Genomic DNA, 18,517 nt, shown 5'->3' on the forward strand with positions numbered 1-18,517 from the left:
TTAATCGGAAATCGTGCCTTCTTCGCCCGCCTTTGCGTGCATTTGTGCCTTTACCCGGCGACCAATAACAAGCGGTAGGATAAATCCGATTATCGCGATGACCCATAAGCCGATGGACAGCGGGCTATCGATCAGTGTCATCCAATCTCCGTTTGAGATGGTGATCGCGCGACGCAGGTTGTTTTCCATCGTGTTGCCCAACAGCGTACCCAAGATGATCGGCACCAGCGGCACGTCCAGTTTGCGCAGAACCCAGCCCATGATACCGAAACCGACCATCACCAACAGGTCAAACGATGAACCTGATATACCGTAGATCCCGACGAAACTAACCATTGCGACCACAGGCATCAGGATGCGCGGCGGCACCATCAGCACACGGGTGAACAGGCCAACCATTGGGATGTTCATCGCAAGAAGCATAAAGTTCGCGATGAACAGCGCTGCGATAAGGCCCCAAACGACATCAGGGTTTTGGCTGAACAGTAGCGGACCGGGCGTGATGTTCAGTGACAGTAGAACCGCCAGCAACACCGCCGTCGTACCAGAACCCGGCACACCCAGCGCTAGCATTGGCACCAATGCACCACCGGCAGCAGCGTTGTTACCTGCCTCTGGTGCAGCAATACCGCGGGGATCGCCTGTGCCGAATGTTTTGTCCTTATCGACCAGTCGTTTTTCCATAGAGTAGGAAATGAACGACCCGAGCGATGCCCCTGCCCCTGGCAGAACGCCAGCCAAGAAACCCAAACCAGTGCTGCGTAGCATGGTCGGCGTAGTCTGTTTGATCATCGACCAAGGCGGTGTCAAACGACCCACTTTCACCTTTTTCTTGTCCGCATCGGCTTCTCCGTGACGCTTTTCAAGAAAGATGAACACTTCTGACAGCGCAAACAGCCCAACGATCGCAACAAGAAAATCTAGGCCGTCGTACAGGTGGACTTCGCCGAATGTGAAACGTGGAACGCCCGTTTGTGTATCCACGCCGATCATCGCCAGCCCAAGGCCCAGTGCCGCAGCGAATGCTGACTTGGCTTGGTTTGTTGATGACACGCCGCCTAGCGTCATAAACGCCAGTGCAAACAACGCGAAATATTCAGCAGGACCAAACAAAAGCGCGATTTTCACCAACTGAGGCGCAAGAAAGATCAGCCCCCAAGTCGCAAAAAACGCACCGACGAATGATGCGATACCAGACAAAGACAGCGCCTGACCGGCCATGCCTTTTTGGGCCATGGGATAGCCATCAAGACAGGTCATCATCGCGGGTTCATCGCCGGGAATATTCAGCAAAATTGACGAAATCCGCCCACCATACATCGCCCCGTAATAGACAGAGGTCAGCAAGATCAGCGAAGGCGTAGCGCCAAGGCCAAGCGTGAATGCAAGTGGGATCAGGATCGCCACACCGTTTGATGGGCCAAGCCCCGGCAGCGCGCCCATGATCGTGCCCAAAAAGCACCCAAGTAGCGCAAGCAGAAGGTTCTGCCACGTCAGCGCGATGGCAAAACCATCGGCAAGAGACGCAAAAGTTTCCATTTTCAGTCTCCGTTAAAAGCCAAGAGGACCACGTGCGAGCGAAAGTCCAAGCACGAGGTGAAATACAACGTAGATGCCAACGGACGTGCCCAACCCGGTCACAACAGACGCGATAGGGCCGGAACCCAAACGCCAAGTCAGATAGGTGGCGGCAAGTGCGGTCGCGATGACAAAGCCGATCACTGGCAACAGTTCAGCATAAAGAACCATCACAACAGCGGCGGCACCGATTTCGACCAGCCGATCAAGGCTTGGCCATTCGGGCGCAGCGTCCGGTTTCAAAGCGATAACAAGGGAACTGATCCCAAGGACCGCAGCAACAATTAGAGGAAAGGCCTTTGGGCCAACAGCGTCAGACAGGAAACTTTCTTCGATCGCCAGCGCAGCAAACGCAAAGCTAACAGCAAGAAGGATACCGACAACGCCAAAGATACGATCACTCATTGGGATCTCCTGTAGCGGTAAGTATGAAATAGTTGGGGGCGCCCGTTACAGCGCCCCCGGGGGAAGAACGGTCAATGAGTGGCCGTTATTTGATGATGCCGATGTCCTTAGAAATCTGCTGGATCTGCTCAACAGAACCAGAAACAAATTCTTCAAACGCAGCACCTTGCAGATCAAGCGGCGCTAGGCCGTTCGCTGCCATGATGTCTTTCCATTCGTCAGATGCATAGAGGTCTGCAATCTTAGAAACCCAAACGTCATAGGCTTCGTCAGACATGTCGCCCGGTGCATAGAACCCGCGCCAGTTTGCGCCAATCGCGTCAACGCCTTGCTCAACCGCAGTTGGGAAGTCAGCGAATTCGCCTTCCAGACGCTCTGGTGACAGGATCGCAAGAACACGGATGTCACCACTGTCTACGAAACCTTTAGCTTCGGAGATATCACCAGTGAATGCCTGAACAGACCCAGCCAGCAGCTGTGTTACCGCTTCGCCGCCGCCGTCAAATGCGATGTATTTCACGGTACGCACGTCTTCGACGCCATAAGCATCAGCCGCGATCAGCACCTTTAGGTGATCCCAACCACCAACGGCAGAACCGCCAGCAACAGAAACAGATGTTGGATCGTTTTTGATCATATCGAGAAGCGCTGGCAAATCAGCGATGTCGCTATCTGCGGCAACGGCAACAACACCATAGTCAGCGCCGATTGCAGCCAGCCAGCGAACTTCGTCCATTGTGTTGCCAGGGTACGCGCCCTGCGCCAAACGTGTTGCTGTCGCTGCAGATGCTGCAACGATCAGGTCATTTTCATCGCTACGCTTGTTAACGACTTCGGCAAACGCAACGCCACCGCCGCCACCAGCAAGGTTCACAACCTGCATAGTGTGGTCAAGAATGCCCTGCTCTTGCAGTGAACGTCCGACTTGACGGCAAGTAAAGTCCCAACCGCCGCCTGGGTTGGCTGGTGCGATGCACTCTGCGTTTTCTGGGGTATAGCCCTGTGCTGATGCGGCCAACGCGGACGCACCAAAAATTGCTGATGTTACAGCAATACGGGTTGCCTTGAAAATCATGTGATAACTCCTCCACACATATATATCACCCGGGCCATAAGGCCGCCCGGTGCCATAGCATCCGCACTGCATTTGCAGTCTCCTCGCGAATGACTATGAATAATGGATAGGGGGCCAAGCTGTCATGAACCTGTCACGCACCACAAAATGCGGTCAGTGATCATACCTTGGGGGAAAGGGACACCAATGCGCGTTTTAATAGTCGAGGATGCAACTGACATGGCCGAGGCCATCGCGATCCGTCTTGGCAAATCAGGTATGGCCTGCGATCTGGCCGACACCTACGCGACCGCAGAAGATTTCCTTGCAGTGCAAAGCTACGACGCCATTGTGCTTGATATCAACCTTCCTGACCGTAACGGAACTGAATTATTGCAGTCACTGCGACAGAGAAATGATCGCACACCAGTTCTGATGCTGACTGCGCTTTTTTCGGTAGATGATCGTGTTTCGGCGCTGGACCTTGGGGCAGATGATTACCTTGTAAAACCCTTTGATCAACGCGAATTAGAAGCCCGCATCCGCGCGTTGGTGCGACGCGAAACAGATCAAAAATCTGATCAAGTTCAACTTGGGCCGCTATCGTTTTCACCAGCGACCTTAGCCGCAACCCTAAACGGTACCCCCGTCGACCTGACACGACGCGAAGCGATGCTATTGGGGTTATTGCTGCGTAGCCAAGGTAAGGTTCTTAGCAAGCAGCGTCTTTATGACGGGCTGTTCGCCTTTGATGATGTGGATGTTGGGCTAAATGCAATTGAGCTTTACATAGCGCGACTGCGCAAAAAGCTTAATGCATCGGGCGTCGCGATCGAAACACAGCGTGGTCTAGGATACCGCATTCATGCCAACGGTTGATCAACCACCCAAGCTGGCACAGCGTTCACTTCTTTCGCGGGTCATGATTGGCGTCTTGTCATTACTCGCAATAGGAGGATGCATCGTTTCGCTCGCCGCGTTTGCCTACGGTAAAAACGCCGCGCGGCAGTCCTATGACAGATTGCTGGTTGGGGCAGCAAACGACATTGCTGAATCAATCAATATCATCGACGGGGCCGCAATCGCCGATATACCAGTGTCTGCGTTTGGCTTACTCTCGCTCGCTCTGGATGATCGCATCGCTTACGCAGTACGTGGCCCAGACGGCGCACTTTTGACCGGATACGAAACCGCATTACCACCCGAAGGTGCGGCACGACGGCAAGCCGACCCATTTTATTTCGACAGTACGTTGCAAGGTGAACCAAGCCGCTTTGTGACTGTCGTTCGCAGGTTTTCAGAGCGAGACTATTCCGGAACGGTATCGGTCACTGTTGGACAAACGCTGCGCGCCCGCAATGCGATGGCAATTGACCTAACCAAAGGTGCGCTTGTTATCACTGGCATCGCGGGCATCGCGCTGATCCTAAGTGCGTATTTAGTGATCCGTTCTGCGATGCGTCCACTTGAACGTATGGCAAGCGAATTACTGGCACGCGATCCCTATGACCTGACCCCGATGCAGGCCGACGGCCCAGCCGAAGTCGCCGTAATGACCGATGCGATGAACAGATTTATGCAGCGTCTTGACCGGCAAATCGGCGCGATGAAACACCTGATTTCAGACACCGCGCACCAGTTACGCACTCCGGTCGCTGCAATCCGCGCGCAGGCAGAATTGGCAATTGAAGATGATACCGAACATCAGCCACAACGGCTTGAGAGGCTATTGCGACGCACCCGGTCGTTGGGAAATCTATTAGATCAAATGCTGTCGCGCGCATTGGTTATTCACCGCACTGACAACGCCCCACCAGAACCGGTAGATCTGCGCGATATCGCGCTGCAAGTTCTAGACGATTGCGACCCAGAACTTCTCGCCCCCGGTGTCGAGGTTGATCTGATCATCACCGACGCCCCCGTCATTGTCATGGCCGACGAAGTATCCGTAACTGAGGCGGGGAAAAATATGCTAACTAACGCGTTGCAGCATGGCAAAGCCCCCATTCGCATCGGCGTTAGCACAAGCCCGACACAGTCAGAGCTATGGGTCGAAGACGCAGGTAAAGGCCCACCACATGATGTTTTATCCCGCATTGGCGGGCGTTTCGAACGATCCGCCGCGTCACAAGGCAATAGTGCAGGACTTGGCCTGTCGATCGTACACGCCGTCGCTCAAGCATTTAACGGTTCAGTCAACATGGGCACAACAGAAACAGGATTTCGGGTAACACTAACATTGCCCACCCAAAATGAGGACAACACATGATCCGCTACCTCGTTTGTATATGGATGTTGTCAGGCCCCGTCATCGCCCAAGAGGCCGACGCGCATTTTGTGTCAGATGTGGCAATCGACCCCACCGATATTGTCGTGCGTTCAACCACTGATATTGGCGTTTTGACACCTGCGCTCGATGCATTTGTTGGTATCTACCCAGATATTTCAATCACCTATGAACAATGGGGGTCCAACGCGCTTTATGCAGACAGCCGCGCTGCGTGTGATGGTCAGATACCAACCGCTGATGCAGTTCTGTCTTCTGGCGTGCATCAGATGGTCGACCTTGTTAATCGCGCATGTGCGCATCCGTATACATCTGACATCACACGGGGGCTATCCACGGCGCGTGTCTGGCGTAACGAGCTTTGGGGGATTACGCTCGAACCTGCGGTGATTATCTATAACACCGCCCTTGTCCCCGCCGATGATGCCCCCCACACGCGCTTTGCCTTGCTTGACCTCATGCGACGCGCAGAGTCACCCTATCGTGGTAAAATCGCCACCTACGATGTTGAGGCATCAGGCCTGGGTTTTCTATTTGCATTCATGGACAGTCTCGAAGCCACAACATTCGGTGGGCTATTAGAGGGTTTCGCACGCACCAATGCTGTCGCGACGTGCTGTTCCGCCGAAATCATTGATGGTGTCGCCAAAGGTGAATATCTGATCGCCTACAACGTCCTTGGATCATACCTTAGCTCAACTCCGCGAGAGAATATCGGCGTCATCCACCCCGAAGATTACACGCTTTTGTTGTCGCGCGCCTATATGATCCCGAAAACAGCAACGAACAAAGACGGCGCTGCAATCTTGCTAGATTTTCTACTGTCACCACAAGGCCAAGATATTTTGGCCGCCGGGAACCTTGTTCAACGCCGTGACGACGATACAACGCTGCTTTCCGAAAGTGCCCAGCGGACCATCGCCATCGATCCAAAATTGCTGGTCGCAATGGACAGACATCGACGGTCACGGTTTGTGGGGCAGTGGCGGTCTACATTCGGGGCATTGCCCGAAGGCGGATTTCTATCCGCGCCCTAGATTAGGGCGAGGCCATCGGAACCAAAGAAATGCGTGCGTGCAGGGTCAAACTGCACGCTAATCTGGTCGCCCGGTGAAAGGTCGCTATCACCCAGCACGCGGACGGTAACCTGCCCCGCCGCTGCGCAATCAAGTACAACAAACGTGTCAGCGCCTAGATATTCAAGGACATCCACCGTGCCTTCTAATTGGCCCGATCCGGGCGCCCCCAACACCGCATGTTCAGGACGCAGCCCGATGTGTGTGGTTCCTTCTGGCTTCGCCACCCCGGTCACTGTCCCGGCAGGCATCACGTTCATCTTGGGTGACCCGATAAATTGCGCAACAAACAGGTTTTCTGGCTTTTCGTATAACTCGCGCGGGCTGCCGACCTGCGCAATGCGACCGCCATCCAGTACGACGATCCGGTCGGCAAGCGTCATTGCTTCGACCTGATCGTGGGTGACATAGATCATCGTGGATTTCAGGGTCTGGTGCAGTTTGGCAATTTCATAACGCATCTCGACCCGCAATGCGGCGTCAAGGTTCGAGAGCGGTTCATCAAACAAGAACGCCGTCGGATCGCGCACGATAGAACGACCAATCGCGACGCGCTGGCGCTGACCACCCGACAAATCCTTTGGCCGGCGATCCATATAGGCATCTAGTTTCAAGACCCGAGCGGCTTCATCCACTTTTGCCGTCACTTCGTCGGCTGGCATGCCAGCCGATTTCAACGGAAAACCAACGTTATCGCGGACCGACATATGCGGATAAAGCGCGTAGGATTGGAAAACCATTGCAAGGCCACGCTTGGCCGGGGGTTCAGCCGTGGCATCACGGTCATCGATCATGATTTGACCGCGACTGGTTTCCTCTAACCCTGCAATCATCCGCAGTAACGTGGACTTTCCGCAGCCAGACGGTCCGACAAAAATGATGAATTCGCCCTCGGCTATTTCAAGGTCGATACCCTTAATCACCTGAACATCGCCGAACCACTTTTCGACCGACTTTAGCGCAATAGATCCCATTTAGAACCTCCCCTTTGCGTGTGGCGACGCCCAAGTCAGCCAAATCGAAGCCGTCCAGCTAAAGTTATCGCCGCCTTCAGGCGAGCCTTGGTAAGGGTCGAAGTATTCGTAAAACCCATGCTCTGCGATTAAGCTTTGGGTCGCTTTACGTAGTTCTTCTGCCTTAGTGATGTGGTGCATCTCAGCCAAGCCAATAGCGATCAACGCGTTCACATTGGACCATGTCGGACCTCGCCAATATCGTTTAGGGTTGAACGTATCAGCAGCCGGGTCATTGGACGGCACACCAAACGGAACCTCGCCCATGATCCGTTCATAATGGGCAAGCATCTCAGGGTGATCTACGCCTGCATACCAACACAAAAACGACCCAGAGCTGAGGGAATTCGCGAATTTTCCAGTGCGAACATCGATACTATCGTAGTGACCGCACTCGGCATTCCAATGCCGCTCTACGCCTTGTTTTAGTGTGCTGATCCAGCCTTGGATTTCGTCGGTCTTGTGGTCCAACTCCAAGGCCAAGTGCAACAAATCACGACAAGCGCGCAGAAACAGGAACGTCATACCAACGTCGGCTACCCGTAGCGGAGAGTTCTTCGCGATCTCGACCTCGTCCCATCCGCAATCCCGCGAAAAATACAGCATCGCAAGATAGCGGTCATAGTCTTCTTTCTTGGGGCGCATTTCAGGGTCGATATGTGCCGTGTCCCGGCGGGTGTATTCCCCGACATTTGACCCATCAACGTTGGCCATTGCGCCATCCCAATCGACAGCGTTATCACGGCCAGATTCCCATGGGTGCGTGATAACCACCATGCCGTCATGCAGACGATATTTCACGAACCAGCGATGCCAAGACACCAACCGCCCATACAGCAGTTCCATATGCACCCGGCCATAGTGTTTGTCTTCTTCATAGACACTACGCGCCATCGTGGCCGCGATTGGTGGTTGGGTAATACCCGATGTATGCGGCACGCGCGGAACATCCCAAACATCAGGCCCCGGAAAATAGCCGATCGCCTGCTTGTGAAAGACGATGTGTGGCACCATTCCATTATCCCACTGACCGGTAAAAAGCGTCTCTAACTCGGCCCACGCACGCCGTACGTCATATGTTGCAATGCCCCATGCACAAAACGCGCTGTCCCAGTTCCACTGATATGGATAAAGGCCTTTAGTAGGCACTGTATAAAGCCCCCGATCATTCGCCTGCAGGATTTTACGCGCCTGTTTATCAAGTTTATCGTAGTTCATCTTGTTATCCTTTGACCGACCCGGCGGTCAGTCCTTTGGTCATGAAACGCTCCAACCCCAAGAACAGAACCATGATCGGCACAGTCGCGATCACAGAGCCTGCCATCAAGTGTTGGCGCGGAATTTCAGAAGAGTTGAGACTGGCGATCCCACGTGTCAGCGTGAATTTTGACGGATCGTCCAGCAGCATGAACGCAAGCAGGAATTCATTCCAAGCGATCATGAAAACATAAAGCGAAACCGAAGCCATGGCAGGCAGCGACAGCGGCAGCGTGATCTTCCAGATCACCTTGAGCCGACTTAGCCCATCCATAAGACCTGCCTCTTCAATCTCGGCGGGCAATCCGCGGAAATAGCCTTGCAACATATAAAGCGCGACGGGGATCGTCGTGACCGGATAGATCATGATAATCCCCCCCAGACTGTTGCGCAGGCCAAGCATGGAAAAAGCAATGTAGATCGGCAGCGCCAGCACGATCATTGGCACCATATAGATCAGCAAAATAGACCGCGAAAACGCAGCACGCCCACGGAACCGCAGCCGCGCAACCGCATAGGCACCGGGCACAGCGAACAGCAACGTGATGAAGACCGTCAGCACTGAGATGATGAAAGAGTTTACGAGGTAAGTGCCGAAATTGAACTGGGTGAACAGTTCGTCATACGACCGCAGCAGATCCCATCCCTTTGAAAGGTCCACTGAAAAATCAAGCGGATTTTGGATAAGCTCTGCTTGGTTTTTGAGACTGGTCAGCACCATTACGTAGAACGGGATCAGCACGATGGCGGTAAAGAAAATATAGCCAAATCCGGTCAGAAACTTGATGATCGCAGCCTCAAACACGTGCCGATTGATCGGGCCGAATGCGACCTCATCCAGCATGATCCATAGCCCAAACGCGGCGAACCCGGCTGTTCCGGCAGCACCCATCAGGCTTGAAAAACCTGACACGCCGTTCCCGATAGCAATGGGACCGAAACCGAACAGGGCCGCAATCGTGACGATGATACCTGCGGCAACGGGTTTCCATACTGGCCCCGGCAGACACGCGAGCCCCAGCCCAGCGCCCCAAATCAATGCGCCCAATCCTGAGGGACGAAAGGCCGAACCCGTTGCAAAGCTCATCGCGATGGCGACGGTCAGGGCAATCACGAATGTCCACAAGACACCCAAAACCGGTGCTGTGACATATCCAAAGCGTAGTTGCTTCATAGCCCTTCCTCCTGACTGATGAACCGGAAGAAGAAGAACGAGAATAGCAGCAAACAGCCAAAGATCACGACGGCAACTGCAGCCCCTGCCCCAATGTTAGACACTGCAAACGCCTGTTCATAGACATTCACCGTCAGCGTTCGGGTGCCTGCATTCCCGCCCGTTAGCAGGAAAATGTCGTCGAATTTGTTGAACGTCCAAATGAAGCGCAGCAGGAAAAGAACGGAAAGAATGCCCAACAACTGCGGCACACTCAGGTACCAAAACTGCTGGAACGGTGACGCGCCATCCATATCGGCGGCCTCGTACATGTCGCTATCGATCGATTGCATCCGCGCAAGGATGAACAGGAATGACAGCGGAAAATAACGCCAGATTTCAAACAGGGTCACCATGATCAATGCCAATGGCCGTTGACCGAAAAAGTTGATCGCCTCTTGCGTGACGCCCATTTGGATCAAAAGCGCATTCGCAGACCCTGAAAACGGGTCGAACAACAGTATCCAAGCGAAGGCAACAGCGATGACAGGCGACACGTAAGGGAACAGGTAGAGGCCGCGTAAAATACCCTGCCCTTTGAACGATTTGTTCAGCAGCATCGCTGCGAACAACCCAAACAGTAGCGCCCCAATCGTCCCGAACACAGTATAAAACAGCGTGACCCACAGAACGGACCAGAATTCATCCCCGTCAAAAACGCGTTTGAAATTGTCAAAGGTAAAGGTCGCATTGGTCAGCACGCTAGAAGCGCGGCCAGTGACCGTCGCATCAGTGTCTTGCGGACGGATATTGGTGTCTAAATAAGCCTGTTCGACCATGACAGGGATCATAAGGGTTTCACGAAACCCACCGTCCCAATCACCAAAGTCGCAAAACAATGCCCGACCATCCAACGCACAACGCGGGTCGAGGTCAAAGACCGCTAAACCCTGAGGAATAGTATCTGTTATCGTGACGCCACGTATGGGTTGGTCTTGGGATGAATTGCGTAGCCGGTATCTGATCGCGGCTTCGTCACCGACGGCTTCATAGTCGCCACGGATATCTTCACGGATGACCACCTCTGGCGCGCGCAGGTCAGATAGCGATACGGGCTTGATGCTGATCCAAAAGATCGCAAGCAACGGAAGGATCACCACCAAAGCAACTGCCGCAATCGTGGGCGCAAGCAACCCCCAAGCCAAACGCGCCTCTAACCGCGCGAGCGGACCAGAGCCTTTTGGTGGTGAAACGTCTGACATTGGGTGATGCTCCGAAATTGGTCGTGTGCAAGGCGGCGCGGATCACGCCGCCTTGCCTGATTGGTTACTCGACGCCAGCGATGGCTTCGTTCAGTGCTGCCACTGTTGCCGCTGCATCGCGTTCGCCGTCGATGTATTCACGCACCAAACGGTTGATCACTTGGCTGTTGATGATCTTTGATGCTGTCGCCAGCTGACCATCCGCAACGCCCCAGCGCTGTGCGACATCCAAACCACCAACGATTTCTTCGACCATCGCGGGGTCATACAAGTCACCCAGCGGCGCCTTGCGGTCCACGCCCACATCCAAGGTTGCCCAAAGATCGCTGAACTCAGTCGGGTTGTCGGTCGTCCCGCGACGCACAGGGAACTTGCCCTCTGGCGCGATGGCAAGTGTCTGACCGTAGCCCTCGTTCATCGAATATTCGACGAATTCCATTGCCGCGTCGGTCGAAGCATCAGACGTGATACCGAAATAGCGGATATCACCCCATGCTGCGCCGTCCGGGTTAGAGGGACCAGAGAACGTCGTCACGATACCGGTTGCTGCCGCCAGAGCAGAGCTGGTTGGATCGTCGTTGATTGTGGGTGGCGCACTGTCACGCAAGCCTGCCAATTCGTCCAAAATGAACGGCGACCAAATGATCATCGCTGCATTCCCCGAGAAATACAGTGACCGCGACTGATCCCAATATAGATCTCCCGGAGGCGACGCCTCTGCGATGGCCTTGTAGAACTCTAACACCTCAGTCGTGGCGGCCTCATCCAGTGGTTCGATCCCATCAGGGCCAACTGGGGATACCCCATTCGCAAGGAACACATGCTCCAAAACTTGGCTCATGAAGTTTTCATCGACCTTTGTTGCAGCGACGAACCCGTACATTTCAGGTGGATTATGCAGTGCATCAACCGCTGCCAACACGTTGGCGTATGATGTTGGCGGCTCAAGGCCCGCTTCTTCGAATTTGTCGGCACGGTAGACGATCATTTGCGTCCAACCATCGACAGGCACAGACGCGTAACCTTCGTTGCTTGCCGCCATAGCAAGCGCACCTGGCGCGAACGTATCAGCGCCCAGGTTTTCGATCACATCCGTCGCGGCATCTGCGTCCAATATACCTGCATCAGCCCAAGGCAGCGCATATTGCAAAGTATGATAAATCACATCGGGCAGATCACCGGCTGCATAGGCCGCTGTCGCACGGGTACCAAGATCGCTTTCGGTGACTGGAATCACCTCGACCGTGTGACCAGACGTAGCCGCGAAATCTGCGGCCATCTGCTCTTGCCGCGCAAGACGCTCTGGCTGCTCCTCGGTTGTCCAAAACCGCAATGTGTCGGCATATGCGCCAACAGCGGACAGGACAAGAGCAGTCGCCGCGCCCATCAATAATGTGGATTTACGATTAATTTTCATAGTTTCCTCCCTTAGTAAAAATTGAAGTATTCGGATCAACGAGCCCAGCGCCGGTCGATCCGCGATTAAGAAACTTTGGCACTGCCGTTTCTTGCAAATCATGCGGTTTTGCCCCGCGAATACGGCGGATTAAAAGGTCGCTCAGGCGTTGACCTGCTTCCTTGAAATTCACAGCAAACGTCGACAATGGCGGTGAGACATGTGCGCCCTCGGGCACACCGTCATAGCCGATTACCGAAATGTCTTTACCCACGACTAAGCCTACAGAGGCCGCAGCACGATAAACGCCCAGTGCAGCCATATCGACAGCACATATGATTGCTGTCGGTGGCATCGGCAAAGAAAGCATATTGGCAGCGGCCGCTTCTCCGTCTGCGACTGTAACCGCATCCTGCGACACATATTTCGCGTCCACCGAAAGACCAGCATCCTGCATCCCACGCAAAAAGCCTGCCTTGCGGAATGGGGCGTAGGTATATTGCGCGCCGCCGTTAATAAAACCGATGTGGCGATGCCCCAGTGACACAAGGTGCAACACCGCCTTGCGCATTGCCACCTCGCCCAAAATATCAAACGATGGACAGTCTTTAGGCTGATCCGCACGGCCGAACAAAACAAACGGGACCTGTTCTTCACCTAACAGTTCAATGCGCCGGTCGTTAATCATTGTACGTTGTAAAATAAATCCGTCCGCCTTGTGGTCGCGGATCATGCTGCGAAAGGTTTCAACCGTAGCATCTGCGCTGTTTGATGTTGCAATGGTTAGGGTAAAACCCTCGACACTTGCGCCCTCAGACAGACCAGCCAAAAATTCCGCTAAGAATGGGCGCTGCGCATCGTGGTCTGCCATTTGAATAACCAGCCCCAGCGATTTCACCAATCCGGTCCGGATGGCCTGCGCATGGCTAAGCGGACGATAGCCCATTTTATCGGCCATCGCCTTCACGCGGTTACGGGTGGTTTCTGAAATGTCGGGATAGTGATTCAGCGCACGTGACACCGTCGATTTAGTCAACCCCAATGCATCTGAAACATCCGCGATTGTCACACGTGTCACCACACGCCGCATGCCTTTATCATGTAAATCAATACGCAAATTAAATCCCCCACGAATCATAGTTCGTTCCGAAACCGGTTTCGGCAAGGGGATTATTAGGTTACGCGCAAAATTTGACGCCGCAACGCAGCATTCATAAAGAACAAAAATTGAATTTTTGTTCGCTCATTTCATAAAACAAGGGGGTTCACTTAGGTGAACTTGCGAAATAGCTTGGTCTGATCAAACATTTCCTCAAGCCGTTCCATGCGCTCTTTTGTGCCGTCCCAATCAATATTTTGAACTGCAGCAATCATGGTTTCGACAAGTAGCATCGTAGTAGCGGCCGAATCCCACGCAGAAGGCACGACAATCCGACTGCTGAAGCTGATATGAGCAAGCTGATGAACTGGTGACCGCCATTGATCCGTAAACAGGATAATCATAGCACCACGCGCATGCGCCATTTCAGCCAGTTTCAAGGTGTTATTCTCGTAGCGCCGGACGTCAAAGATCACAAAAACATCGCCCTCGGCAACATCTAGCAGGTAATGCGGCCATGTGTTTGACGTCGATTGAACATGTGTCACCCGTGGACGAATGACCTGTGTATGCAGAAACAGATACTCGGCTAACGTATGCGTAACACGCCCGCCCACGATATAAAGCGACTTAGTTTGATCCGCGACCATTGCACAGGCCTCATCAAATTTTGCGGGCGCGATCTGCCCCAGCGTGTGCCGAATATTATCAATGACCGCATCGGTGAATTGATTAAGAACATGACCGGACGGTGCGCCCTCAGCCCACGTATCATGTTTCGCAATGGGGTTCTGCACCTTGGCCTTTAGCTCTTCGCGAAGCTCAGCCTGAAATTCCGGATATCCGTTAAAACCCAACTTTTGCACCATGCGTGCAACTGTCGGCACCGATACCTCTGCGCCTTTGGCTAACGCTGCAAGCGGCCCCAAGCCAGACGCTGGATAGTTTTCAAGAATAGAGTGCGCCAATTGTCGTTCTGCACGTGTCAGATCATCCAGCTTATTATGAATACGATCTGCAATCGTAAGAACTCCGTCAGACATGGCCGCCCTCGTTTTGATTAAAAAAATAACAAAGCAGTTCGCCTTGTTACAAATATAACAGAATTTTGTTGACATGTCGCACAGCGAGCAAGCAGTTTATTCCTAACGGAGAGCATATGACACAAAACCAGCCAATCGACACGGTGCAAATTGTGAACCCCACGGGTGGGTCCGCTGCCGTTTTAATATGCGAACACGCCTCGCATTATATCCCTGATGCATTGAATCACCTTGGCCTGTCTCTCAAGGCACGTGATAGCCATGCGGCTTGGGACCCCGGTGCTTTGGGCGTATCAGTGCGGATCGCACGCAAGCTGGACGCTGTGCTAATCGCAAGCAATGTGTCGCGTCTGGTCTACGACTGCAATCGTCCGCCCAGCGCGCCTGACGCCATGCCCGCACGCAGCGAAGTCATCGATATCCCGGGTAACTTCAACCTCACTCCTGAGGCACGAGAGCAACGCGCACAGATGTATTACGAACCGTTCCGCAAAACGATTGCAGATCAGCTCAGAAACACCACTGCGCCAATCATCGTCACAATCCACAGTTTTACCCCTGTCTATTATGGTCAAAACCGTAGGGTCGAAATTGGTGTGCTTCATGATCATGACACCCGGTTGGCAGATGCGATGCTGAACACATCAACCGAACACACGAAAGCGGTGGTTTTACGTAATGAACCCTATGGCCCAGACAACGGCGTAACCCACACGCTACGTGAACACGCTTTGCCGGACGGACACCTGAATGTGATGCTCGAAATCAGGAACGACCTGATCCAAACCGAAGATCAACAGAATGCCATGGGTGATATGATCGCGTATTGGCTTGTTGATGCTGTCGCAGCGACCAGCGCGCAAGGAACCGTTCAATGCGTGGTATAATGTTCGGGTATATCCGTGTCGTTGACGCGATCAATCACCGTATCGGACGTATCGCCATGTACGGGATATTTATATTGATGGGGATTCTGCTTTGGTCTTCGATCAGTAAGACGTTCTTTGTGCCTTCGCTTTGGACGCTTGAGATGGCGCAATTTGTAATGGTCGGCTACTATATTTTAGGCGGCCCGTATTCGATCCAGCTCGGGTCCAATGTGCGAATGGATTTGCTTTATGGTGAATGGTCCACGCGCAAAAAGGCGTGGTTTGATGTCTTCACTGCGCTATTGCTAATCTTTTATCTATGCGTGCTTCTTTACGGGGCCGTTAGCTCCACCGCTTATTCATTGGGATACTGGGGAACCGAACCGTTTTCGTTCTTTGGTGGTCTCATCACAGGTTCCGAAGAAATCGGCAGGATGGAGCGCGCATCGACCGCGTGGCGTCCATACCTTTGGCCAATCAAAGCGGTCATGGTTACGGGGCTATTCTTGATGCTACTGCAGTGCACATCTGAACTATGCAAAGACGTGCTGCGCATTAAGGGCGAAACTATCTGATGTCTTACGAATTAATCGCCACTTTGATGTTTTCCACCATGATGCTGATGTTGCTTACCGGGCAGCGGGTGTTTGGTGCGATCGGCTTTGTTGCTGTCGTCGCCGCCTTGCTGCTTTGGGGTGACAAAGGCGGATTTGACATCGGGTTCTCTGCCGCGATGAAGCTAATGAAGTGGTATCCGCTTCTGACCCTGCCGATGTTCATCTTCATGGGCTACGTGCTGTCAGAATCCAAAATCGCAGACGACTTATACAAGATGTTCCATGTCTGGATGGGCGGCCTGCGGGGCGGGCTGGCTATTGGGACCATTGGACTGATGGTGCTTATTTCCGCAATGAACGGATTGTCGGTGGCAGGCATGGCGATTGGGTCAACCATTGCACTTCCCGAACTATTAAAACGTGGCTACGACAAACGCATGGTCACGGGGGTGATCCAAGCTGGGTCATCTTTGGGCATTCTAGTACCACCGTCTGTCGTGCTTGTTCTTTACGCAATGATTGCGCGGCAACCAGTTAGCCAGCTTTGGCTTGCCGGGATCGTGCCGGGCCTGATGATGGCAGGGCTATTCATCGCCTATATCGTGATCCGTTGCCGGATGAACCCCGATCTGGGGCCAGTTTTACCTGCTGAGGAACGCGATATACCACGCGCAGAAAAGATGCGCCTGCTACGCGCTGGGTTGCTTCCACTTATTATCTTTGCGGTGATGATGATCCCTTTCGTGCGCGGCTGGACATCGCTTGTCGAAAGCTCTGCCATTGGGGCAATCGCCGCCTTTGTTGCTGCGGTCATCAAAGGACGAATGACCCGCGAAGTATTCGAAAATTCGGTCCGCAATACGCTGGGCATCACCTGCATGTTCATGTGGATCATTCTGGCGGCACTGGCGTTCGGGGCGGTGTTTGACGGGCTGGGCGCGGTCAAAGCAATCGAGAGCCTATTCACCGAAAAGCTAAACCTGTCGCCTTGGACGATCCTAATCTTGATGCAGCTTAGCTTTATCGTAATGGGGACGTTCCTAGATGACACTGCGATGCTGGTCATCGTTGCCCCGCTCTACGTACCGCTGGTTGGTGAACTAGGGTTCGATCTGATTTGGTACGGTATCCTTTATACAATCACGACACAGATCGCTTATATGACGCCGCCGTTCGGCTATAACCTGTTCTTGATGCGGGCGATGGCTCCGCCTGAAATCTCGCTGCGCGATATCTATTCTTCGATCACCCCATTCGTTGCGGTCATGGTCTTTGCTTTGATCCTTGTGATGGTTTTCCCCGGCCTTGCGACTTGGCTGCCAGACTACATTTACAACCAACCTTAATAAGAGCCCCGCAAAGTGGGCCATTTTCCCAACCTAGGAGACGATATAATGACAACGAGACGTAAGTTTATCCAAGGGGCCGCTATTGCCGCCCCCGCAGCGCTGGCGACGCCCGCGCTTGCCCAAAGCACAATTAAATGGCGGATGCAGACCTATGCTGGTGCCGCATTGGCCGAGCACGTCATTGATCCTGCGATTAAGATGTTCAACCAGATCGCTGGCGACCGTATGCAGATTGAACTGTTCTATGCAGATCAGCTGGTCCCAACTGGCGAATTGTTCCAAGCCATGCAGCGCGGCACGATTGATGCGGTACAATCTGACGACGATTCAATGGCGTCCCCGACCGAGGTCACCGTTTTCGGCGGCTACTTCCCATTTGGTTCACGCTATTCTTTGGACGTGCCTGTGCTGTTCAACCAATATGGCCTGAACGAAATTTGGGACGAAGAATATTCTGCAGTGGGCGTGAAACATATCAGTGCGGGTTCTTGGGATCCTTGCCACTTTGCCACCAAAGACCCGATCCGCAGCCTTGCTGATCTGGAAGGTAAGCGCATCTTTACCTTCCCAACAGCCGGCCGCTTTATGTCCCAGTTTGGGGTTGTTCCTGTGAACCTACCTTGGGAAGATATCGAAGTCGCGGTGCAGACTGGCGAACTTGACGGCATCGCATGGTCGGGCATCACCGAGGATTACACCGTTGGTTGGGCTGACGTGACCAACTACTTCCTGACCAACAACATCTCTGGTGCTTGGGCTGGGTCGTTCTTTGCCAACATGGATCGTTGGAACGAATTGCCCGAAGACTTGCAAACGCTGTTCCGCGTCTGCTGTGACCAATCACACTACTATCGTCAGTGGTGGTACTGGGGTGGCGAAGCAAACCTGCGCGTCAATGGCACCAAGATGGAACTGACCACAATCCCAGACGAAGAATGGGCAACGGTCGAAGCCAAAGCACAAGAGTTCTGGGAAGAAATCGCAGCCGAAAGCGACGTGAAACGCCGCGTGGTCGATATCTTTAAACAGTACAACGCCGACATGCTCAAAGCTGGACGTCCTTACCGTTACGGCTAAGGTTTCAGAGCTTGGTGCTCCCTCATGTTTGCGGGAGCACCA

The 18,517-nt window shown here is 53.5% G+C and carries 17 protein-coding genes; 7 read left to right on the top strand and 10 right to left on the bottom strand.

Annotated elements, in window-relative coordinates; translation table 11 throughout:
* The 3 genes from CLV80_RS15495 to CLV80_RS15505 form a co-directional block, all read right to left on the bottom strand.
* Positions 1 to 1,539 carry a tripartite tricarboxylate transporter permease gene (locus tag CLV80_RS15495; RefSeq protein WP_106358850.1) on the bottom strand — a complete coding sequence of 513 codons (1,539 nt, stop codon included), beginning with the start codon at positions 1,537 to 1,539 and terminating at the stop codon, positions 1 to 3.
* Between the two features lie 12 nt (positions 1,540 to 1,551).
* Positions 1,552 to 1,983 (bottom strand): tripartite tricarboxylate transporter TctB family protein, encoded by a 432-nt coding sequence (locus tag CLV80_RS15500; protein ID WP_106358851.1) that lies wholly within the window; start codon positions 1,981 to 1,983, stop codon positions 1,552 to 1,554.
* An 85-nt stretch (positions 1,984 to 2,068) separates the two neighbouring features.
* Positions 2,069 to 3,058, bottom strand: a complete 990-nt coding sequence (locus CLV80_RS15505; protein WP_106358852.1) for a Bug family tripartite tricarboxylate transporter substrate binding protein — start codon at positions 3,056 to 3,058, stop codon at positions 2,069 to 2,071.
* Positions 3,059 to 3,244: 186 nt separating this feature from the next.
* Here CLV80_RS15505 and CLV80_RS15510 point away from each other — a divergent pair, with 186 nt between their 5' ends.
* From CLV80_RS15510 to CLV80_RS15520, 3 genes are read left to right on the top strand one after another with little or no spacing between them, the layout of a single operon-like run.
* The gene (locus tag CLV80_RS15510; RefSeq protein WP_106358853.1) at positions 3,245 to 3,916 is read left to right on the top strand and encodes a response regulator transcription factor; all 672 of its coding nucleotides are present in this window, start codon (positions 3,245 to 3,247) and stop codon (positions 3,914 to 3,916) included.
* A complete protein-coding gene (locus CLV80_RS15515; protein WP_106358854.1) occupies positions 3,903 to 5,306 on the top strand; it encodes a sensor histidine kinase in 1,404 nt (467 codons plus the stop codon). The genes CLV80_RS15510 and CLV80_RS15515 overlap by 14 nt, the downstream gene beginning before the upstream one ends.
* Positions 5,303 to 6,361, top strand: a complete 1,059-nt coding sequence (locus CLV80_RS15520) for an ABC transporter substrate-binding protein (protein WP_106358855.1) — start codon at positions 5,303 to 5,305, stop codon at positions 6,359 to 6,361. Before CLV80_RS15515 ends, CLV80_RS15520 begins: the two co-directional genes overlap by 4 nt.
* On the opposite strand, the gene CLV80_RS15525 is transcribed toward CLV80_RS15520, so the two are convergent.
* From CLV80_RS15525 to CLV80_RS15555, 7 genes are all read right to left on the bottom strand, one after another.
* A complete protein-coding gene (locus CLV80_RS15525; protein ID WP_106358856.1) occupies positions 6,358 to 7,374 on the bottom strand; it encodes an ABC transporter ATP-binding protein in 1,017 nt (338 codons plus the stop codon). The two genes, CLV80_RS15520 and CLV80_RS15525, sit on opposite strands and share 4 nt — an antisense overlap.
* The gene (locus CLV80_RS15530; protein ID WP_106358857.1) at positions 7,375 to 8,631 is read right to left on the bottom strand and encodes an MGH1-like glycoside hydrolase domain-containing protein; all 1,257 of its coding nucleotides are present in this window, start codon (positions 8,629 to 8,631) and stop codon (positions 7,375 to 7,377) included.
* Positions 8,632 to 8,635: 4 nt separating this feature from the next.
* On the bottom strand, positions 8,636 to 9,844 hold the full coding sequence (locus tag CLV80_RS15535; RefSeq protein WP_106358858.1) for a carbohydrate ABC transporter permease: 1,209 nt from the start codon (positions 9,842 to 9,844) through the stop codon (positions 8,636 to 8,638).
* Positions 9,841 to 11,085 carry a carbohydrate ABC transporter permease gene (locus CLV80_RS15540; protein ID WP_106358859.1) on the bottom strand — a complete coding sequence of 415 codons (1,245 nt, stop codon included), beginning with the start codon at positions 11,083 to 11,085 and terminating at the stop codon, positions 9,841 to 9,843. Before CLV80_RS15540 ends, CLV80_RS15535 begins: the two co-directional genes overlap by 4 nt.
* A 64-nt stretch (positions 11,086 to 11,149) precedes the next feature.
* The gene (locus tag CLV80_RS15545; protein ID WP_106358860.1) at positions 11,150 to 12,502 is read right to left on the bottom strand and encodes an ABC transporter substrate-binding protein; all 1,353 of its coding nucleotides are present in this window, start codon (positions 12,500 to 12,502) and stop codon (positions 11,150 to 11,152) included.
* The gene (locus CLV80_RS15550; RefSeq protein ID WP_243394597.1) at positions 12,492 to 13,598 is read right to left on the bottom strand and encodes a LacI family DNA-binding transcriptional regulator; all 1,107 of its coding nucleotides are present in this window, start codon (positions 13,596 to 13,598) and stop codon (positions 12,492 to 12,494) included. Before CLV80_RS15550 ends, CLV80_RS15545 begins: the two co-directional genes overlap by 11 nt.
* A gap of 152 nt (positions 13,599 to 13,750) precedes the next feature.
* Positions 13,751 to 14,623 carry a MurR/RpiR family transcriptional regulator gene (locus CLV80_RS15555; RefSeq protein WP_106358883.1) on the bottom strand — a complete coding sequence of 291 codons (873 nt, stop codon included), beginning with the start codon at positions 14,621 to 14,623 and terminating at the stop codon, positions 13,751 to 13,753.
* A 116-nt stretch (positions 14,624 to 14,739) separates the two neighbouring features.
* Here CLV80_RS15555 and CLV80_RS15560 point away from each other — a divergent pair, with 116 nt between their 5' ends.
* The 4 genes from CLV80_RS15560 to CLV80_RS15575 are packed head-to-tail and all read left to right on the top strand — an operon-like array spanning position 14,740 to position 18,475.
* Positions 14,740 to 15,510 (top strand): N-formylglutamate amidohydrolase, encoded by a 771-nt coding sequence (locus CLV80_RS15560; protein WP_106358861.1) that lies wholly within the window; start codon positions 14,740 to 14,742, stop codon positions 15,508 to 15,510.
* Positions 15,498 to 16,067, top strand: a complete 570-nt coding sequence (locus CLV80_RS15565) for a TRAP transporter small permease subunit (protein ID WP_106358862.1) — start codon at positions 15,498 to 15,500, stop codon at positions 16,065 to 16,067. The genes CLV80_RS15560 and CLV80_RS15565 overlap by 13 nt, the downstream gene beginning before the upstream one ends.
* Positions 16,067 to 17,395, top strand: coding sequence for a TRAP transporter large permease (locus tag CLV80_RS15570; protein ID WP_106358863.1), 1,329 nt, complete (start codon positions 16,067 to 16,069; stop codon positions 17,393 to 17,395). The genes CLV80_RS15565 and CLV80_RS15570 overlap by 1 nt, the downstream gene beginning before the upstream one ends.
* A gap of 48 nt (positions 17,396 to 17,443) precedes the next feature.
* Positions 17,444 to 18,475 (top strand): TRAP transporter substrate-binding protein, encoded by a 1,032-nt coding sequence (locus tag CLV80_RS15575; RefSeq protein ID WP_106358864.1) that lies wholly within the window; start codon positions 17,444 to 17,446, stop codon positions 18,473 to 18,475.
* Positions 18,476 to 18,517: the final 42 nt, after the last annotated feature.

It is taken from the genome of Yoonia maritima, from assembly GCF_003003285.1.
GTDB lineage: Bacteria > Pseudomonadota > Alphaproteobacteria > Rhodobacterales > Rhodobacteraceae > Yoonia > Yoonia maritima.

What these genes read in the sequence shown, in the direction of transcription:
- CLV80_RS15565 (WP_106358862.1), top strand. Translation starts at nt 15,498, where the DNA reads ATGCGTGGTATAATGTTCGGGTATATCCGTGTCGTTGACGCGATCAAT.
- CLV80_RS15555 (WP_106358883.1), bottom strand. Translation starts at nt 14,623, where the DNA reads ATGTCTGACGGAGTTCTTACGATTGCAGATCGTATTCATAATAAGCTG.
- CLV80_RS15570 (WP_106358863.1), top strand. Translation starts at nt 16,067, where the DNA reads ATGTCTTACGAATTAATCGCCACTTTGATGTTTTCCACCATGATGCTG.
- CLV80_RS15540 (WP_106358859.1), bottom strand. Translation starts at nt 11,085, where the DNA reads ATGTCAGACGTTTCACCACCAAAAGGCTCTGGTCCGCTCGCGCGGTTA.
- CLV80_RS15515 (WP_106358854.1), top strand. Translation starts at nt 3,903, where the DNA reads ATGCCAACGGTTGATCAACCACCCAAGCTGGCACAGCGTTCACTTCTT.
- CLV80_RS15510 (WP_106358853.1), top strand. Translation starts at nt 3,245, where the DNA reads ATGCGCGTTTTAATAGTCGAGGATGCAACTGACATGGCCGAGGCCATC.
- CLV80_RS15535 (WP_106358858.1), bottom strand. Translation starts at nt 9,844, where the DNA reads ATGAAGCAACTACGCTTTGGATATGTCACAGCACCGGTTTTGGGTGTC.
- CLV80_RS15575 (WP_106358864.1), top strand. Translation starts at nt 17,444, where the DNA reads ATGACAACGAGACGTAAGTTTATCCAAGGGGCCGCTATTGCCGCCCCC.
- CLV80_RS15495 (WP_106358850.1), bottom strand. Translation starts at nt 1,539, where the DNA reads ATGGAAACTTTTGCGTCTCTTGCCGATGGTTTTGCCATCGCGCTGACG.
- CLV80_RS15560 (WP_106358861.1), top strand. Translation starts at nt 14,740, where the DNA reads ATGACACAAAACCAGCCAATCGACACGGTGCAAATTGTGAACCCCACG.
- CLV80_RS15545 (WP_106358860.1), bottom strand. Translation starts at nt 12,502, where the DNA reads ATGAAAATTAATCGTAAATCCACATTATTGATGGGCGCGGCGACTGCT.
- CLV80_RS15520 (WP_106358855.1), top strand. Translation starts at nt 5,303, where the DNA reads ATGATCCGCTACCTCGTTTGTATATGGATGTTGTCAGGCCCCGTCATC.
- CLV80_RS15500 (WP_106358851.1), bottom strand. Translation starts at nt 1,983, where the DNA reads ATGAGTGATCGTATCTTTGGCGTTGTCGGTATCCTTCTTGCTGTTAGC.
- CLV80_RS15530 (WP_106358857.1), bottom strand. Translation starts at nt 8,631, where the DNA reads ATGAACTACGATAAACTTGATAAACAGGCGCGTAAAATCCTGCAGGCG.
- CLV80_RS15525 (WP_106358856.1), bottom strand. Translation starts at nt 7,374, where the DNA reads ATGGGATCTATTGCGCTAAAGTCGGTCGAAAAGTGGTTCGGCGATGTT.
- CLV80_RS15505 (WP_106358852.1), bottom strand. Translation starts at nt 3,058, where the DNA reads ATGATTTTCAAGGCAACCCGTATTGCTGTAACATCAGCAATTTTTGGT.